12 protein-coding genes are annotated in these 17558 nt (G+C 66.6%); 9 read left to right on the top strand and 3 right to left on the bottom strand.

Going from position 1 to position 17558, the window contains the following annotated elements; translation table 11 throughout:
• The first annotated feature begins 23 nt into the window (after positions 1 to 23).
• The 9 genes from V5734_RS16115 to ribD all read left to right on the top strand — a co-directional run bounded on the left by V5734_RS16115 (position 24) and on the right by ribD (position 12835).
• Positions 24 to 2963 carry a sarcosine oxidase subunit alpha family protein gene (locus V5734_RS16115; RefSeq protein ID WP_347310653.1) on the top strand — a complete coding sequence of 980 codons (2940 nt, stop codon included), beginning with the start codon at positions 24 to 26 and terminating at the stop codon, positions 2961 to 2963.
• Positions 2956 to 3504 carry a sarcosine oxidase subunit gamma gene (locus V5734_RS16110; protein ID WP_347310652.1) on the top strand — a complete coding sequence of 183 codons (549 nt, stop codon included), beginning with the start codon at positions 2956 to 2958 and terminating at the stop codon, positions 3502 to 3504. The genes V5734_RS16115 and V5734_RS16110 overlap by 8 nt, the downstream gene beginning before the upstream one ends.
• Before the next feature lie 60 nt (positions 3505 to 3564).
• Positions 3565 to 5505: a DNA primase gene (gene dnaG, locus V5734_RS16105; RefSeq protein WP_347310651.1), complete on the top strand. Its 1941-nt coding sequence runs from the start codon at positions 3565 to 3567 to the stop codon at positions 5503 to 5505.
• A gap of 107 nt (positions 5506 to 5612) precedes the next feature.
• Positions 5613 to 7595, top strand: a complete 1983-nt coding sequence (gene rpoD / locus V5734_RS16100; RefSeq protein ID WP_347310650.1) for an RNA polymerase sigma factor RpoD — start codon at positions 5613 to 5615, stop codon at positions 7593 to 7595.
• Positions 7596 to 7951: 356 nt separating this feature from the next.
• Positions 7952 to 8323, top strand: coding sequence for a hypothetical protein (locus tag V5734_RS16095; protein ID WP_347310649.1), 372 nt, complete (start codon positions 7952 to 7954; stop codon positions 8321 to 8323).
• Positions 8324 to 8474: 151 nt separating this feature from the next.
• Positions 8475 to 9221, top strand: coding sequence for a glycosyltransferase domain-containing protein (locus V5734_RS16090; protein WP_347310648.1), 747 nt, complete (start codon positions 8475 to 8477; stop codon positions 9219 to 9221).
• Between the two features lie 186 nt (positions 9222 to 9407).
• Positions 9408 to 10985, top strand: a complete 1578-nt coding sequence (locus V5734_RS16085; protein ID WP_347310647.1) for a hypothetical protein — start codon at positions 9408 to 9410, stop codon at positions 10983 to 10985.
• A gap of 288 nt (positions 10986 to 11273) precedes the next feature.
• Positions 11274 to 11741, top strand: coding sequence for a transcriptional regulator NrdR (gene nrdR, locus V5734_RS16080; protein WP_347310646.1), 468 nt, complete (start codon positions 11274 to 11276; stop codon positions 11739 to 11741).
• Positions 11738 to 12835, top strand: coding sequence for a bifunctional diaminohydroxyphosphoribosylaminopyrimidine deaminase/5-amino-6-(5-phosphoribosylamino)uracil reductase RibD (gene ribD, locus V5734_RS16075; protein ID WP_347310645.1), 1098 nt, complete (start codon positions 11738 to 11740; stop codon positions 12833 to 12835). The genes nrdR and ribD overlap by 4 nt, the downstream gene beginning before the upstream one ends.
• 48 nt (positions 12836 to 12883) lie before the next feature.
• Here ribD and V5734_RS16070 read toward each other — a convergent pair whose 3' ends face one another.
• From V5734_RS16070 to V5734_RS16060, 3 genes are all read right to left on the bottom strand, one after another.
• On the bottom strand, positions 12884 to 14938 hold the full coding sequence (locus V5734_RS16070) for a capsular polysaccharide biosynthesis protein (RefSeq protein ID WP_347310644.1): 2055 nt from the start codon (positions 14936 to 14938) through the stop codon (positions 12884 to 12886).
• Entirely contained in the window at positions 14938 to 16071 is a 1134-nt protein-coding gene (locus V5734_RS16065; RefSeq protein ID WP_432759633.1) for a polysaccharide biosynthesis/export family protein, read from the bottom strand. The genes V5734_RS16070 and V5734_RS16065 overlap by 1 nt, the downstream gene beginning before the upstream one ends.
• Before the next feature lie 79 nt (positions 16072 to 16150).
• The gene (locus V5734_RS16060) at positions 16151 to 17404 is read right to left on the bottom strand and encodes a capsule biosynthesis protein (protein WP_347310643.1); all 1254 of its coding nucleotides are present in this window, start codon (positions 17402 to 17404) and stop codon (positions 16151 to 16153) included.
• Positions 17405 to 17558 lie beyond the last annotated feature (154 nt).

The raw sequence follows: 17558 nt of genomic DNA, 5'->3' as shown, positions 1-17558 counted from the left end.
GCGAAGCGCGGGGGGAAGACGGCATGAGGATCGCGGGCAAGGGTCTTATTGACCGCGGCGCGCCCGTGGGCTTTCGCTTCGACGGCCGGGATTATGCCGGGTTTCAGGGCGACACGCTCGCTTCGGCGCTGCTCGCCTCGGGGGTGAAGGTCTTCGGACGCTCGTTCAAGTATCATCGTCCGCGCGGGGTGATGACGGCGGGGTCGGAGGAACCCAACGCGCTCGTGACCGTCGGGCGCGGGGCGGGGCAGGTACCCAACGTGCGGGCGACCATGCAGGAGATCCACGCCACGCTCGAGGCGCGGGGGCAGAACTGCTGGCCCTCGCTCGGCTTCGATGCGATTGCGGTCAACGACCTTTTCGCGCCGTTCTTCAGCGCGGGGTTCTACTACAAGACCTTCATGTGGCCGAAGGCGTTCTGGGAAAGCCTTTACGAACCGGCGATCCGTCGCGCGGCGGGGCTTGGGGCGCTGTCCGGCAAGTCGAACGACGAGGCTTATGAGAAAGCCTATGCCTTCTGCGACCTCCTGGTGATCGGGGCAGGCCCGGCGGGGTTGATGGCGGCACTGACGGCGGCGCGGGCGGGCGCCGACGTGATCCTCGCCGAGGAGGATGCGGCGATGGGCGGGCGGCTTCTGGCCGAGACCCACGAGGTCGGCGGCAAGCCCGGCGCCCGCTGGGTGGCGGACGCTTTGGAGGAACTGACGGCAGCGCCGAATGTGCGGCTGATGACCCGGACGACCGTGACCGGCGCTTATGACGGCGGGACGTTCGGGGCTTTGGAGCGGGTCGGCCTGCACCTTGCCAATCCGCCGAAGGACCTGCCGCGCGAATGTTTCTGGCGGATCGTGGCAAGACGCGCTGTGCTGGCCGCCGGCGCTCATGAGCGGCAGATCGCGTTTTCCAACAACGACCGGCCCGGCGTGATGACGGCGGGCGCCGTTCGTGCCTATCTCAACCGCTGGGGCGTGGCTGCCGGCCATTCGGTGACGGTCTTCGGCAACAACGACGATGCCCATCGCACCGCCCGCGACCTTGCCTCCGCCGGCGTCCGCGTCGCCGGGCTGGTGGATGTTCGCGAGGATGTATCCGTCCCTGGCGACTTCCCGGTCCATGCAGGATGCCGGGTCATCGACACGGTCGGCCGCAAGGGCCTGCGCGAGGTGGTGATCGCCGATCGCGACGGGAAGATCCAGCGCATCGTGAGCGACTGTCTTGCCGTGTCGGGCGGCTGGAACCCGGCGCTTCACCTGACCTGCCACATGAACGGCCGCCCCGTCTGGCGCGACGACATCTCGGCCTTCGTGCCGAAGCCCGGCATGGTGCCGGGGCTCGCGGCGGCCGGCGCGGCGAATGGTGCATTCTCGACGCAAGCCTGCCTTGCCGAAGGCGCCGCCGCCGCCGAAGAGGCGCTGGAGGCGCTTGGCCGCAAGCCGAAGAAGGCCGAGATCCCGCAGGCCGAGGACTGCGGCGTCCGACTTCGGGCCTATTGGGAAGTGCCGGAGCCGAAGCACCGCGCCTGGCTCGACTTCGCCAACGACGTGACCACGAAGGACGTCCGGCTCGCCGCGCAGGAAAACTTCGCCTCGGTCGAACACATGAAACGCTACACGACGCAAGGGATGGCGCCGGATCAGGGCAAGAACTCCAACGTCGGCGCGCTTGCGGTCCTCGCCGACGCGACAGGGCGAGGCATCCCCGAGACCGGGACGACGACGTTCCGGCCACCCTATGTGCCCGTCTCCATCGCCGCGATGGGGGCCGGCGGGCAGGGCGCGGGCTTTGCCCCGCAGCGCTTCACCACCTCGGACAAGGCGGCGCGCGACCGCCATGCGCCGATGATCGAGGCCGGCCTCTGGTACCGGCCCTCCTATTTCCCGCGCCCCGGCGAGGCGACCTGGCGTGAAGCCTGCGACCGCGAGGTGACGATGGTGCGCGAGCGGGTGGGGGTTGTCGATGTCTCGACGCTCGGCAAGATCGACATACAGGGAAAGGACGCGGGCCGGTTCCTCGACCTCGTCTATACCAACACCTTCTCGACCCTGAAGCCGGGCCGGGTGCGCTACGGGTTGATGCTGCGCGAGGACGGGATGGTGATGGACGACGGCACCACCGCATGCCTCGGCGAGGGGCATTACCTGACGACGACGACGACCGCCGCCGCCGGACAGGTGATGCGGCATCTGGAATTCGTCCATCAGGCGCATTGCCCTGACTGGGAGGTGCGGATGATCTCCGTCACCGAGCAGTGGGCGCAGTTCGCGGTCGCCGGCCCCTTGGCGCGCGAGCTTCTGAACTCGATCCTCGAAAGCCCCATCGACGGCGAAAGCTTCCCCTTCCTCTCCTGCGGCACGGTGCGGCTGATGGATGTCGAGGCGCGGCTCTTCCGCATCTCCTTCTCGGGCGAGCTCGGCTACGAGATCGCGGTGCCGGCCCGCTACGGCGAGGCGCTCTACCGTGACCTCGTCGCGCGGGCGGAAAGCCTCGGCGGCGGCGCCTACGGAATGGAGGCGCTGAACGTCCTCAGGATCGAGAAGGGTTTCATCACCCATGCCGAGATCCACGGGCGGGTCACGGCCTTCGATATCGGGCTCCAGGGCATGGTGAGTGCCAAGAAGGACTGCATCGGCAAGGGCGCGAGCCAGCGGCCCGGCCTGTCGGGCGCGGACCGCGAACAGCTCGTCGGCCTTCGTCCGATCCCCGCCGGCCGTCAGGTTGGCGCCGGCGCGCATCTGTTTGATGAAGGAGCAGAGCCGGTCTCGGCCAACGACCGGGGTTATGTCACGTCGGTCTGCTATTCACCGACACTCCGGTCCTATCTGGCGCTGGGCTTCATGAAGGACGGCCGGGCGCGGATCGGCAGCCGGGTCCGGCTTGTCGATCACCTGCGGAAGACTGATGTGCTTTGCGAAGTGGTGAACCCGGTCTTTTTCGACCCGGAGGGAGGACGCGCCCGTGCCTAGCCTGATCGAAAAGACCGCCTGCGAGGGCCTGCTGCCGGTTGCGGCGGGGGGCGTGGCCCTTAGTGAACTTCGGCCCGCGCGCATCACCTCCGTGGCACCCCTCGCGGGCAAGGAACGCGCGGTCGGGACGGCGCTGAAGGTGCTCGGTCTTGGCTGGCCGTCACCGGGAAAGAGCGTCACGAAGGGCGCGGCCACATGCCTCTGGACCGGTCGCGGGCAGGCGTTCCTGATCGGCACCGATCCGGAGGGGCTTTCCGGCATCGCGGCGCTGACCGACCAGTCGGATGGCTGGGCGCGGATGCGCCTCGCGGGGCCGGGGGCAGAGGCCGTCCTGGCGCGTCTGGTGCCGCTCGATCTGCGGGCAGAGGCGTTCCCGGTGGGGGCCGCGGCGCGAAGCGGGCTCAATCACATGATGATGGTTCTGGCGCGGGTGGATGCCGATCGCTTCGACATTCTCGTCTTTCGCTCAATGGCGGCATCGGCGGTCCACGAACTGCATCAGTCGATGGCGGCCTGCGCGGCCCGCGCGGCGGCGCGCTGAAGGCGGGCGAGGGGGCAACGCCCCCTTGCCGGGCCGCCCTGAAGAGCCGATATTCACCGGATGAGTCTGCCCCCCGGTTTCCTTGATGAGCTGCGCACCCGCACCTCGCTGTCCCACGTCGTGGGCAGGAAGGTGGTCTGGGACAATCGCAAGTCCAACCAGGCCAAGGGCGACTGGTGGGCGCCGTGCCCCTTCCACCAGGAAAAGTCCGCGTCTTTCCATGTCGACGACCGCAAGGGCTATTATTACTGCTTCGGCTGCCATGCGAAGGGCGATGCGATCTCGTTCCTGAAAGAGGCCGAGAACATGTCCTTCATGGAGGCCGTGGAGGTTCTCGCCCGTGAGGCCGGAATGACGATGCCGGCGCGCGATCCGCAGGCGGCCGAACGCGCCGACCGGCGGACCGAGCTTGCGAAAGTCATGGAAGAAGCGGTCCGCCACTACCGGCTTCAATTGAAGACGGCCGCCGGCTCGGCTGCGCGCGACTATCTTTCAAGGCGCAAGCTCTCGGACGCCGCGCAGGACCGGTTCGAGATCGGTTTCGCGCCGGAGGGCTGGCAGGGCCTTTGGGACCATCTGAAGGCCAAGGGCATCGCCGACGATTTGATCCTTGGAGCGGGGCTCGCGAAACCCAGCACCAAGAGCAAGGCGCCCTACGACGCCTTCCGCAACCGGATCATGTTCCCGATCCGCGACGCGCGGGGGCGCTGCATTGCCTTCGGCGGCCGCGCGATGGACCCGTCCGACAGCGCGAAATACCTCAACTCGCCGGAAACCGAACTCTTCGACAAGGGCCGCAGCCTCTACAACCACGGGCCGGCGCGCGAGGCGGCGGGCAAGGGCCAGCCGCTGATCGTCGCCGAGGGCTACATGGACGTGATCGCGCTGGTCGGGGCGGGGTTCGAGGCGGCCGTCGCCCCTCTTGGCACCGCGATCACCGAGGATCAGCTGCGCCTTCTCTGGCGCATCCATCCCGAACCGCTGATCATGCTCGACGGCGATGCCGCCGGCATCCGTGCGGCAACCCGCCTCGTCGATCTCGCCCTGCCGATGCTCGAAGCCGGGCAGGGCCTTCGGTTCGTCATCCTGCCCGAGGGAATGGACCCCGACGATCTGATCAAGATGCGCGGCCGCGAGGCGATGGCGAAGCTCGTCGCCGAGGCGCAGCCGATGGTTAACCTGCTCTGGCGGCGCGAGACGGAAGGCAAGATCTTCGACAGCCCCGAACGCAAGGCGACCCTCGACAAGAGCCTCAGGGAGGCGATCAAGCGCATTGCCGACCCTTCGATCCGCGCCCATTACGGGGAGGAGATCAAACGCCTGCGCCGGGAGCTTTTCGGCGCCGCGCGCCGGGCGCCGGCCGACCGGCCCGCCCGCAGGGACGGCAAGTGGAAATCCGCCCCGGCTCAGCCCTTGCCCGCGACGCGGGCCTCGCTTCTTGCCGCCGCACCCGGTGCCGAGGTCGAGGACTATCTTCGCGAAGCGATGATCCTTGCCATCGCGCTGGCCCATCCGGCCTGTATCGCCCGGTTCGAAAGCCAGCTCGAGACCATCGAGATGCGCGATCCCGGCCACGAGCGGCTGCGCCATGCGCTTCTGGTCGCCAGCCATGACGGCGGGGCGGAGGATCTGACGACGAAAGTCGCCGCCGCCGCCGGCCCGGAGCTTGAAAAGCTCATGAGCCTCGCCCATGTGCAGATCGCGCCGCCCGTCCGCAGCGGAGCGGATGACGCATTCGCCACGATGTGCCTTGCCGAGGAGCTTGCCAAGCTCGAAGCGCGGCGCGGGGTCGTGGCCGAGATTGCCGAGGCTATGGAGGATCTGACCGGGCTTGTCGACGAGGGTCTTACCTGGCGCCTCGGCCAGGCCGCCGAGGCCCGCAACCTCGCAGGCCGCTCGAAACTCGACGACGACAGCGACATGGGTGAGGATCGCGGCGCGCTTTCGGCCGGGCTCCAGCGCCTGATCGACGCCGCCGTCTGGGAGAAGAAGAAAAACTGAACGCACCGCACGCCGCACAGCCGCCCCTGTGATTCGCGTCCGTGATTCGCTACATAACCGGAACCGATTCGTACCCCCCGCGATTCGCCGAGACCAAAGGAGCCCCGATGGCCGCCAAGGACACCGACGAGCAGAAGCCCGAGACCGACGACAACGAGCACACGCTCGACATGTCGCAGGCCGCGGTCAAGAAGATGATCGCCGACGCGCGGGAGCGCGGCTACATCACCTATGACCAGCTCAACCAGGTGCTTCCGCCGGAACAGGTCTCTTCCGAACAGATCGAGGACGTGATGTCGATGCTGTCCGAGATGGGCATCAACGTCATCGAAGAGGACGAGGCCGAGGATACCGGCAGTTCCGGCGCGGTGGTCGAGGCCTCGACCTCGCGCGAAGTGGCGGTTGCCACCTCTTCGGGCGAGGCGCTGGACCGGACCGACGACCCGGTGCGGATGTACCTGCGCGAAATGGGCACGGTGGAACTTCTGAGCCGCGAGGGCGAGATTGCCATCGCCAAGCGGATCGAGGCGGGCCGGAACACGATGATCCTCGGGCTTTGCGAAAGCCCGCTGACCTTCCAGGCGATCACCATCTGGCGCGACGAACTTCTCAACGAAGACATCCTCCTGCGCGACGTCATCGACCTTGAAACCACCTTCGGTCGCTCGCTCGACGAAGATGGCGAGCAGGACGAGCCGGTGGTCCAGGGCACCGAGACCACGTCGTCGCGGTCGTCCGAGGACAGCGAGCCCGAGCTCGACGCCGACGGCAATCCGATTGCCAAGGCCGATGACGACGACGAGGAGGACGAAGCCTCCAACATGTCGCTTGCGGCGATGGAGGCGGCGCTGAAGCCGCGGGTTCTCGAAATGCTCGAGATCATCGCCCGCGACTATGCCAAGCTTGCCGAGATGCAGGATCTGCGCATGTCGGCGACGCTGAACGAAGATGACAGCTTCTCGCTCGCCGACGAGACGGCCTACCAGAAGCTCCGTTCCGAGATCGTCGTGCTGGTGAACGAACTTCACCTGCACAACAACCGGATCGAGGCGCTGATCGACCAGCTCTATGGCATCAACCGCAAGATCATGACGATCGACAGCGGCATGGTGAAGCTTGCCGATCAGGCCCGCATCAACCGCCGCGAGTTCATCGACGAATACCGCGGGTATGAACTCGACCCGACCTGGCTCGACCGGATGGCCGAGAAATCCGGGCGCGGCTGGCAAACCCTGATCGAAAAGAGCCAGAACAAGGTGGAGGAGCTGCGCGCCGAGATGGCGCAGGTCGGCCAGTATGTCGGTGTCGACATCCAGGAATTCCGCCGCATCGTGAACCAGGTCCAGAAGGGCGAGAAGGAAGCGCGGCAGGCCAAGAAGGAAATGGTCGAAGCGAACCTGCGGCTCGTCATCTCGATCGCCAAGAAGTACACCAATCGTGGCCTGCAATTCCTTGATCTCATTCAGGAAGGCAATATCGGCCTGATGAAGGCCGTGGACAAGTTCGAATACCGGCGCGGCTACAAGTTTTCCACCTACGCGACCTGGTGGATCCGTCAGGCGATCACGCGCTCCATCGCCGATCAGGCGCGGACCATCCGTATCCCGGTCCACATGATCGAGACGATCAACAAGCTGGTCCGCACCGGCCGCCAGATGCTGCACGAGATCGGCCGCGAGCCGACGCCCGAGGAACTGGCCGAGAAGCTGCAAATGCCGCTCGAAAAGGTCCGCAAGGTGATGAAGATCGCCAAGGAGCCGATTTCCCTCGAAACCCCGATTGGCGACGAGGAGGACAGCCAGCTCGGCGATTTCATCGAGGACAAGAACGCGATCCTGCCCTTGGACAGCGCCATTCAGGAGAACCTGAAGGAGACGACGACCCGGGTTCTGGCAAGCCTGACGCCGCGCGAGGAGCGGGTGCTGCGCATGCGCTTCGGCATCGGCATGAACACCGACCACACGCTCGAAGAGGTCGGCCAGCAATTCAGCGTCACCCGCGAACGGATCCGCCAGATCGAGGCGAAGGCTCTGCGGAAGCTGAAGCATCCGAGCCGGAGCCGGAAGTTGAGAAGCTTCCTCGATCAGTAGATGTGACCCCGTTTCGCTCGGTTGGTCGTAGTTTGCACCGCTTTTGTCGTCGCGATTGGGTTGCCCATTCTCGTGACGGATCGGTGCGCCGACCAGATTTACGCCTTTTCGCTGATTTCATCGTTTTCCTTGGCGGTCCCATCATCGTTCATTTTGTTGGCATCTATCTTGATGCCAAGGAAATCCCGCGCCGTTTTCTTGCCCGACGGACGCACAAAACGTAGTTAACCCGTTGTGCGGGATTGCCAACTTCTTCTAATCGGTCGCGACTTCGGAACAATCCATTGAAGCATATGGGAACGCCGCCATTCCCTCCCTATATCAATGAAACCGGTTTCCCGAAAAGGATCGCCCCCATGCGCCTCGCCGCTCTTCTGCTTGCTTTCGGTCTCGCCACGCCGGCTTCGGCCTTCACCGCCCAGAACGGCTTGATCGTTCGGCCCGAGGGGCCGGACGCATTCACCGTTCCTTGGCGCGGCAAGTCGGGGCCCGCCGATTTCTGGTGTGCCGCCGGTGACTACGCGATCCGCAAGCTCCACCTTTCGCCGACCACGCTAATCTACCGCGCTTCTGAGCCGCCGCGCCGGTCGGGTGAGGGGATTCGCTTCACGCTCCGGGGCGAAGAAGCGGCGAGTTCGACGGGGCTCGCCATTCTCGGCGCGAAGGGGGCGGGTCTGACAGTCGGGCATGCGCAAGCGTTTTGCGAAATGGTCCGCAAGCGCCCGTGAAACCTGCATCAATCCTGGGCGAATGGCCAACGTATTTCGGTTGTCGCCCTTCCTAAAAGGCGTGATTCCAGTCGGTTAGGTCGACTCCGGCGCAAATTTTTCCGAAGAAATCCCGCTTCCCAAGCCCCGTGGCCACCTTATACTCGGCGCCATGAGCCTCGTCCTCTACTCCGCCCGTTACGGCACGGCAGACCCGTTGAACCCGGACGTCTTCGGCGGATATGAGAACTGCCGGCGCGTCCTTTTCACCGATCGCGCGGATCTCGTCCTGCCGAGGGTGGAGGTCATTCACGACCCGCTCGACGGGCTCGATCCGGCCCGCGCATCGCGCCGGGCGAAGCTGATGCCGCACCGCTATTTCCCCGAGGCGGAGCATTCGATCTGGATCGACAACAAGTCGCGCCTGACGCGCGATCCGGAGGAGATCCTCGCCGCCCTTGAGCGCCAGTCCGACGCGGCCTTCCTTGCCTTTCCGCATTTTCGCCGTGACTGCGTTTACCAGGAGCTTCAGACCTGCCGGGAGGGCGGGCTCGACGATCACGCAACCCTGAAAGAGCGGGAACGCACGTATCGCGCAGAACAAATGCCGGAGCATTTTGGCCTGATCGAGGGCCATTTCATCGTCCGCCGCCACAATGACCCGGACATCGTCCGCTTCGGCGAGCGCTGGTTCGAGCATGTGCTGAGATTTTCCCGCCGCGATCAGATCTCCTTTCCCTATCTCGCGTGGAAACTCGATCTCCGCTACGACCTCATCACCGCACTCGACTGGAAAGAGACGGTCGAATTCACCGTCTTCGACCGCAAGACACGGCGGCCGGATTTCCCGCGCCGCAACGTCCTTTATCAGGAAGCGCGGCGCCTGTATCACCGGATGCGCGGCGACCGCAGGTGTTGAGGGCAGCAGGGTCTGGTGTGCGGAAAATCGCCCGCAGTCGTCGCGGAATAAGCAAAAAAGCGCAAAATATCCGGCTATTGGGGGCGGATCTTCCGATCCGCAGTGGATGAGTTCCGCCATTAACCTTGGCAAAACGCATCCGCTGAGTCAGGCTTGTCGGGTCTGTTGGGCGGTGGAGAGCAAGCGGTGGCACGGGTCCGAAGCGACGCTGCGGTGACGTCGACGTTGGTCGTTTCCGACGCCCGGCTGCGTCCCTGGCTTGTCGCCGTGCTCTGCCTCTTTCCGGCGCTGACGACGCCGGTCCTGCCGCTTGTTGATTTCTACGCCCATGCCCTGCGCTACGACATTCTCGCCAATGTGGGGCGTGACCCGGCCCTGGCCGAAAACTACCGGACGGCCTGGAAACTCCTGCCCAATCTCGGGCTGGACCTGATCGGGACCGCGCTTTTCCGCATCCTGCCGGCGCTCGTTGCCGCCCAGATCCTCGCGCTTGTCATCATCGCGGCGCCGTTCGCGGGAACGCTCGTCCTTGCGCGCAGCCTTCAGGGGCGGATCTCCCCGCTCTCGGTCGCGCTCGCGGGCATTCTCGCGCAGAACTTCGTCCTGGGTTGGGGGTTCGCGAATTTCCTTCTTGGCCTTGGACTTGCGCTGGCCGGTCTCGGCCTTTGGATTTCGAACCAGAACGCGCCCCGGCGACAGCTCCTGATCGCGATGCCGATCGGAATCGCGATCTTTCTCACGCACGGCTTCGTCTTCGCCATCTGGGGTCTTTTGCTTTTCTTGATCGAAATGGCCGAAGGCGGATCGCATCGGCGGCCCGACTTATTGCACCTTGCCCGCCGCGCCGCACGCCTGCTTCTGATTGCCGTGGTGCCGGCCTGCCTTTTTCTGGTGAGCGATCTGTCGCAAGGCACGGGCCGTGTCACGGACGCGTTCGTCAACCTGGCGGCGCATCTGCGCGAAGGCAGCCTTGCGGAGCGCCTTCTCGACGAGGTCTGGTTCCGCGCGGATGCGGCCTTGCGGGTGGCCGAGACGACCTGGCCGGTTGTCGACAGGCTGTTCGGGGCGCTGCTTTGGGGGCTTCTCGCCTTCGGTCTGGCGACGGGCCGGCTCGTCCTCGACCGCCGGCTCCGCTTCGCGGTTCCGGTGCTCGTGCTTCTCGTCGTCGTCACGCCACCGAACCTCTTCGGCGTCGGGCATCTCTCGGAACGGCTGCCGCTTTGCCTGCTCGCGGTGCTGGCCGCCGGTCTGTCCGGGAAGGCGCGCGACCGGCGGGGCCAACGCGTGTCGCGGGCGCTGATTGCGCTACTGCCGCTCCATCTTCTGATGGTCACGCTCGGCTGGGCGCGCGACCGGGAAAGCTACGTGCAATTCCTCGACGTCGCCGAAACCCTGCCCCCCGGCGGGCTCGGCGCGGCAGCCTTTGCCGAAGGCGCCCAGACCCGCGACACGCAGCGCAGCTGCAAGCCGCTGTCGTTCCTCCTCGGTCTCAGCCGCGGCATGGCGGTGCCGACCTTCGCCAATCCGACGCAACAACCGCTGGCGATCATCGGGCCGCTCGCCGAGGCAAGCGCGGCCTATGACGAACGCGAAGCGCTCACCCCCGGACTGGCCGGAACGGCGCAGGTCGAGGCGCTGCTGCTGTCCGGTTTCAAAACGGTGGTTCTGTGCCAAGGGGCGGTTTCGGAGATCACGCCGGTCCCGGGCGCAACGGCCGTCGCGGCCGGCCCCGGCTGGACCCTTTACCGTGCCCTGCGCATCTAGGCAGAACTGACAAGGCGCGCGGCAGCGTGCGATCCCGTGCGTCACCGACTTTCGCGCTTTACTGCCCGGGATATCCGTGAGGACGGTCAAATGGCCCGGGGTCTTTAGCGTCCGCGCAGGCTGGCATCACCATCGCCGAACTGCGCCCTCCGGTCAGGGGGAAGATGTTGCCGGATTTCCCCCGGATCTGCGCCGTTATCTGGTGGCGACAATTGCCCCCTACCCAAATCCTAGAGGGGGTCCTATAGTGCCTGTGGATAACCGGAATACTGGACCGAGGGATAAGGAATGCGTTGCCCATTTTGTGGAAATGCCGACACGCAGGTGAAGGATTCCCGACCCGCCGAGGATCATGTCGCGATCCGGCGGCGTCGCTTCTGCCCGGCCTGCGGCGGACGCTTCACCACATATGAGCGGGTCCAGCTTCGCGATCTCGTCGTCATCAAGTCGTCCGGCAAGCGCGAGGATTTCGACCGCGACAAGCTTGAACGCTCGATCCGGATCGCAATGCAGAAGCGCCCGATAGAGCCGGAGCGCATCGACCAGATGATTTCCGGCATCGTGCGCCGACTTGAAAGCATGGGCGAGACCGATATCCCGTCGAAGACCATCGGCGAGATCGTGATGGAGACCCTGGCGCGGATCGACACCGTCGCCTATGTCCGGTTCGCCAGCGTCTACAAGAACTTCCAGGCCGCCGACGATTTCGACAAGTTCGTCTCGGAGCTGCGCCCCGACGGCGTCGCGGAAGAGTGACGGCGGAAGACGACCGACGCTTCATCGCCCATGCTCTCGGCCTTGCCCGGCGCGGGCTGGGCCGGGTCTGGCCCAATCCGGCGGTGGGCTGCGTTCTCGTGAAACAGGGCAGGATCGTCGGGCGTGGCTTCACCCGACCCGGCGGCCGGCCGCATGCGGAGACGGTGGCGCTCGCCGCCGCGGGGGACGCGGCGCGGGGGGCGACGGCCTATGTGACGCTCGAACCCTGCGCGCATCACGGGAAGACGCCACCCTGTGCCGAGGCGCTGGTCGGCGCCGGCGTCGCACGGGTGGTGAGCGCGCTTCAGGATCCCGACCCCCGCGTCGCGGGGCGCGGCCATGCGATCCTCCGCGCGGCAGGTATCGACGTGACCGAGGGCGTTCTGGAGGACGAGGCGCGGGCTATGCAACGCGGGTTCCTCTCGCGGGTGACGCAAGGCCGGCCGATGCTGACCCTAAAGCTCGCGACGAGCCTTGACGGGCGGATCGCCACCGCGTCGGGCGAAAGCCGCTGGATCACCGGCCCGGAGGCGCGCGCGCGCGTCCACGCGATGCGGGCCGCGCACGACGCTGTGCTGGTCGGGGCCGGCACGGCGCGGGCGGACGATCCGTCGCTGACGGTGCGCGGGCTCGGCATGGCGCATCAGCCTGTTCGCATTGTCGCGGCCCGGCGCCTCGACCTGCCGGTCGGGGGGGCGCTTGGAAGGACAGCGCGCGAGGTGCCGGTCTGGCTTCTTCACGGGGCGTCGGCCCCGGATCGCGCCCGGTCGGACTGGGTCACGGCGGGGGCAAGGCTGATCGAGGTCACCGAAACCGGGGCCGGACTCGACCCCGTGTCGATGCTGGCGGCTTTGGGGGCGGCCGGGTTGACGCGGGTCTTCTGCGAAGGCGGCGGGCAGCTTGCGGCCGCGCTTCTCATGGCCGGCATCGTCGATGAGATTGCGCTCTTCAGCGCCGGTCTCGCACTTGGCGCCGATGGTCGTGCGGCGGTCGGGCCGCTTGGCCTCGACGCGCTGGCCGACGTCCCGCGTTACCGCCTGACGGAGTGCCGGACCATCGGTCCCGACACGCTCAGCCTTTGGACGCGTGACTGACCGTCCCATTCATCTTGCTCCAAATACCTCCGCCGGAGGCATCCGCCCTTACCGCCAGAGCCAGGACTGGCTGGCGAAAAGCCCCTGCAGTTTCGACAGAAGGCGGTTTGGCTTGCCGGGCAGGGGAATCTCGTGCCGGGCCAGCCGCTCGACGATGACCTCGGCCGGGCAGGGCAGGCCTGAAACCGGGTCGACATAGCGCGGATAGGCGATGAGCGCGGCATGGGCGAGCGCGGCAAGCGTCGGCCGCGCCGTGCGCCGTTCGGGTTCGGGGAACAGGTCTCGGGTCAGCCCCCAGCCCGCGTAGAAGGGCATGCCGAGGCAGGTAACGGGCCGCCCGCGCAGAAGGGCCTCGAATCCCAGAGCCGAGGTGATGGTCCAGACCTCGTCTGTATGCTCGATCAGCGCTGCCGGGCTTACTCCGCGCACGATCTTGTCAGCGTGGCTCAGCACCTCGGCTTCGGGCACGGCGCCCGTGCGCAGACCGGCCTCGACATCGGGATGGGGCTTGTAGATCACCACCGCGTCGGGGTTTTCCGAGCGCACACGCTCAAGGAGCGCGAGGTTGGTATGCTCCCGCCCGGCGCCAAGCCGGACGGAGGCGTCGTCCTCGACCTGGCCGGGGACAAGGATCTTGTGCCCCCGCGGCAGGTCCGGCAGCGCCTCGGCGTCGAGGTTGTACTTCGTCAGCCCCGCGCGGGTCAGCCGGGCGACGAGCCGCTCGGCCCGCGCCTCGCCGCCGGGCGGCGGCCCGGCGAGGATCAGCTGTTCGAGATCGCTGTCGCCCGACGGGTCGTAGTAGATGCCGCGCGCGTCGGCGACCAGCGACAGGGGCGGGACGAGGTCGGCGCCCAGCCCGCGGGAGCGCAGGAATCCGTCCTCGACCCGGCGGAGCGGCAGGCCGCGCGCAAGTTCGCGCAGCGTCTCCGTCTCCTGCCCGGCCCAGACCAGCAGCCCGCGCCCCTCGGATTTCGCGCGGGCGGCCGCACGGCCGGGATCGTTCGCGAAGACCAGCCGCTTCTCGCGGCCGAACGCCTTTTGCAGATGCGCCCGCTTCCAGAGCCGCATGCCCGTGGCGACATGGCCCGCCCGGTCGTCGCGGAAGGCGCGCACCTCGGCTTCGAGATGGTCGACCGCCTCTTCGAACGACGACAGCCGGTCGCGGCAGGGATCGTACCATGTCGGCGCGAGGATCATCGCGCCCGCGAAAAGCTGGGCCCGCGTCAGCTTGCGCTCGCGCCGCGCCACCGGGTTTTCATCGGCGGTGAGGCCCCAGCCAGAATAGAAGGGCTGGCCGAAGACGCGGGGGCGATGGCCGGCCATGATTGCCTCGAAGCCGAGCTGCGAGGATACGGTATAGACCCCGATGGCGCCATCAAGAAGCGTCCAGGGCGAGACCGGATCGCTCACGATCGAGATATGGCCGTGGGCGTGGCCGTCGTTGTAGTGGCCGGGGCGCTTGCCGGCCGCGGTTTCGGGATGGGTCTTGATCACGACCCTCGCGCCGGGGTTCTCTTCCTGCGCGAAGACCAGCATTTCGCGGAAGGTGGAGGCGGTGGCGCCGCCATGGGTGATCGACGCATCGCCCTGGGTCTGGTCGAGGACCAGCACGTAGCCGGGCTCCGGCACCGGGAGGGCAGGGTCGAAATGGTTGTATTTCGACAGATGCGCCGCCTTCAGCCGCGCCATGCCGTCGCGCGCCCGCGAAAGCATGGCGCCGTCGTCGAGGGGATCGGTGGCGAGGATCTGCTCGATCCTTGAGGGCGCCGAGCTGTCGAAATGCACACCCATCTCGTCGATCAGGAGGCCGAGGGGCGGTTCGCCCCTCTCGCGCCCCGGCCGGATCGAGCGCAGGAACGCGTCCTCGACCCGCACGACGGGGGTGTCGGTCCAGTCCGAGACCGCCTCTCCCCGTGGCGCGGTCGGGCTGCGGCCCCAGACGCCGATGCGGTCACCGGGGTCGGAGGGTTTGCCGAGCCGGATGTCGTAGCCGGCGAGCGTGAGGATGCGGCGGATGCGGGGCTGTGTGAGAAAGCCGCCGGAGAATACGAAAAGCCGCCGGGGATCGGGTCCGGCGGCCACGTCATTCGATCGTGTGGCCATCAGTTTCCGGTTGCGCGGTTCAACGCGTTGGCCGAATTGGCCGTGCCGGTCAACGCCGAGAGCGTCTTGGACCACTGCACGTAGGGCGCTTCGGTGACGTAGATCGTATCATTGTCACGCACCATGAAATCGCGGGCGTTGAAGATCCCGCTCGGTTGCGTGAGGTCGAGTATATAGGCCATCCGGACGGGCTGGGTGATGTCGCTGCGCCGGAGGACCGTATTGGCAATGTCCGGGGTTTCGTTGCGAAGGACAAAGACCCCGGTCGGATCGGCGAAGTGGGTCGACAGGCCGCCGACCTGGGCGATCGCCTCGATCACCGAAAGATCCTGATTTTCGAACTGCACGCGATTCTGCCCGCCGGTCGCGCCCATCGCGGTGAAGGCGCGCTGGTCCTTTTCGACCAGGATCACGTCGCCGGGCCGCAGCGCGACATCCATACGCGGGTCGGAATAGAGATCCTTGAGCCAGATCGTGCCGGTATGCGTGCCCCGGGTGATCGTGACCTGCGCGATTTCCGGCTCGATGATGACGCCGCCCGCCTTTGCCAGCATCGCCGAGAGCGTCCGGGTCGGCCGCTCGATCGGGTAGACGCCCTGGCCGCCGACGCCGCCCATGACCGAAACCGTCGCGCCGTCGCCGGCGATGCGCGCCACCGTCACCTGCGGATCCGGCGTCTGGGCGTCGAGCTTGTTTGTGATGATCCGGCGCAGACCCTCCGGCGTGTTGCCCGCAGCCTTGATGCGGCCCGCGTAGGGGACGAAGATGTAGCCGGCGCCATCGACCTGCACTTCGTTCAGCGCCGTCGAGTTCACGCCCTGATTCGCTAGGAGCCCGTTATCGACGTTTTCCCAGATCGTCAGGCCGAGGACGTCACCCGGTCGGATATCGTCAGATCCGACCACGCCGGCGCCGAGAAAGCCGTTGGTGAAGCCGAGCGTCGGAACAACGGAGGCCGCGCGCGCGACTTCGGCATCGACGGCCACGACGAAGGCATCGCCTTCCTGTTGCACCGAGCTTTCGAAGATTTCGCGCTTGCTGGGGCCGGATCGCGGGAGGCCGCAGCCCGCAACGCCCGCAACGGTAACGAGCAAGACCAGCGATCTGGCCCAGCGGGACATGGCGGGTGTCACTTCTCGGGCTCCTCTTTGATAGAACCTGCCTCGAATTTTTGCCGAGGGTAGTTGCGCGGCGGGCAAAATGCCAGTCCTTCTATTCCACCGCAACCAACTGTTGCCGTGGTGCCGCTTTGCCCGACACGAGCGCATCATAGGGATCTTCCGCCGCAAGGATCATGTCTACCGCCTGCCGGAGAAGATAACGCCGTCCGCGTGCCGAGTAGAAACCGCCGGGAATCTGCGAGGTTTCAAGAAGGTAGTGACGGTAGTCGCGATAGGCGCGCTGGTCCGGCCGGCGCGGCGAAGCGAAGAAATCCGCAAGCGGCTGGGACGAGACGAATTCCGGCTTGCCGTAGACCGCCCGTCCGAAGGCCCGGAGCGGCAGGCCGCGCCAGAGAACCTGCTGGCCGGCGGTCGAGTTCACGGTGACGGCGCTCCGCGCCCCATCGAGAAGCCGCGCGAGCTTGCCGCCGCGCACGAAATGCACACGGTCGGAGATGCCGAGCCGCCGCGCCGTGCCGCGGATCGTCGAGGCGACGGCGGCGCGTCCGTCTTCCAGCGGATGGGCCTTGAAGACGATGTGGTGGTGGCGCGGGGCGCCGGCCGCGAAACCGTCGAGGCAGAGCGTCAGGAATTCCGTCATCGAGGCAAAGTCGGAATGCGCGCGGAAGCTCGCATCGTGTTCAAGCTGCATCAGCACGAGATGATAGGGGAAACCGCCGAACCGGATCCGCCAGGTCGCGACCCAGCGTTCCAGCCGGTGGAACGGCATCATCAGAAGCCGCCAGAGATGGAGCCGGAATTCCTGCCCGACGGTGAGGTCGCGGTGGGGCCGGAAGTTGCGGTAGCGTCCGTTCAAGGCCATGACGAAGAAATGGTAGAGCGCGCCGTAGAAGACATGCTCGCGCATGTCGCCCCAGCGCGCCGGCGCCTTCGGCATCTCCATCTCAGACCGTTCGAGCGCGGCCCGCATCGCCGGGAGCGGCATCGACATCAGCCGCGAATTGCCGTTCGAGCCTTCGCGTTCGTAGGTCGCCCAATAGGGTCTGAGATAGCCTTCCTCGAACACGTGGACGGTGATGCCGCGATCCCGTGCGGCGGCGATGGCCGCCGCGTGAATCGGCCGTGAATCGCCGTAGAGCACCAGATCGGTGATGCCTTTCTCCGTGAAGACCTCGTCACAGGCCAAGGGCCAGTCGTCGGGTTTTCCGGTATAGGGGAGATAGCCCTGGCGTCCGGCAAAGACCTCGTCGCCCTTGTTGAACCCGACGCGCCAGACCTCCGCCCCGGCCTTGCGGAGCATGTCGCCCAACTGGCGGAAGAACGGCCCGTGCGGTCCCTGAAGCATCAGGACCCGTCGCGATGTGTCTCTGCTTCGGTTTCGGTTCCGCACGCGTATGCTCGTCTCCTGCCGGGCCGGCGGTCTCTTCTGACCGCTTTTCGGCCGGCTGTCACGGCATAACTCCTAGCAGGAGCTTGCGGCAGCACTATGGCCTTTCGGG

Origin of the sequence: Defluviimonas sp. SAOS-178_SWC (assembly GCF_039830135.1) — a bacterium.
Lineage (GTDB): Bacteria > Pseudomonadota > Alphaproteobacteria > Rhodobacterales > Rhodobacteraceae > Albidovulum.
Note: the sequence above shows the minus strand (reverse complement) of the source record. Positions and strands in the feature narration are given on the sequence as shown.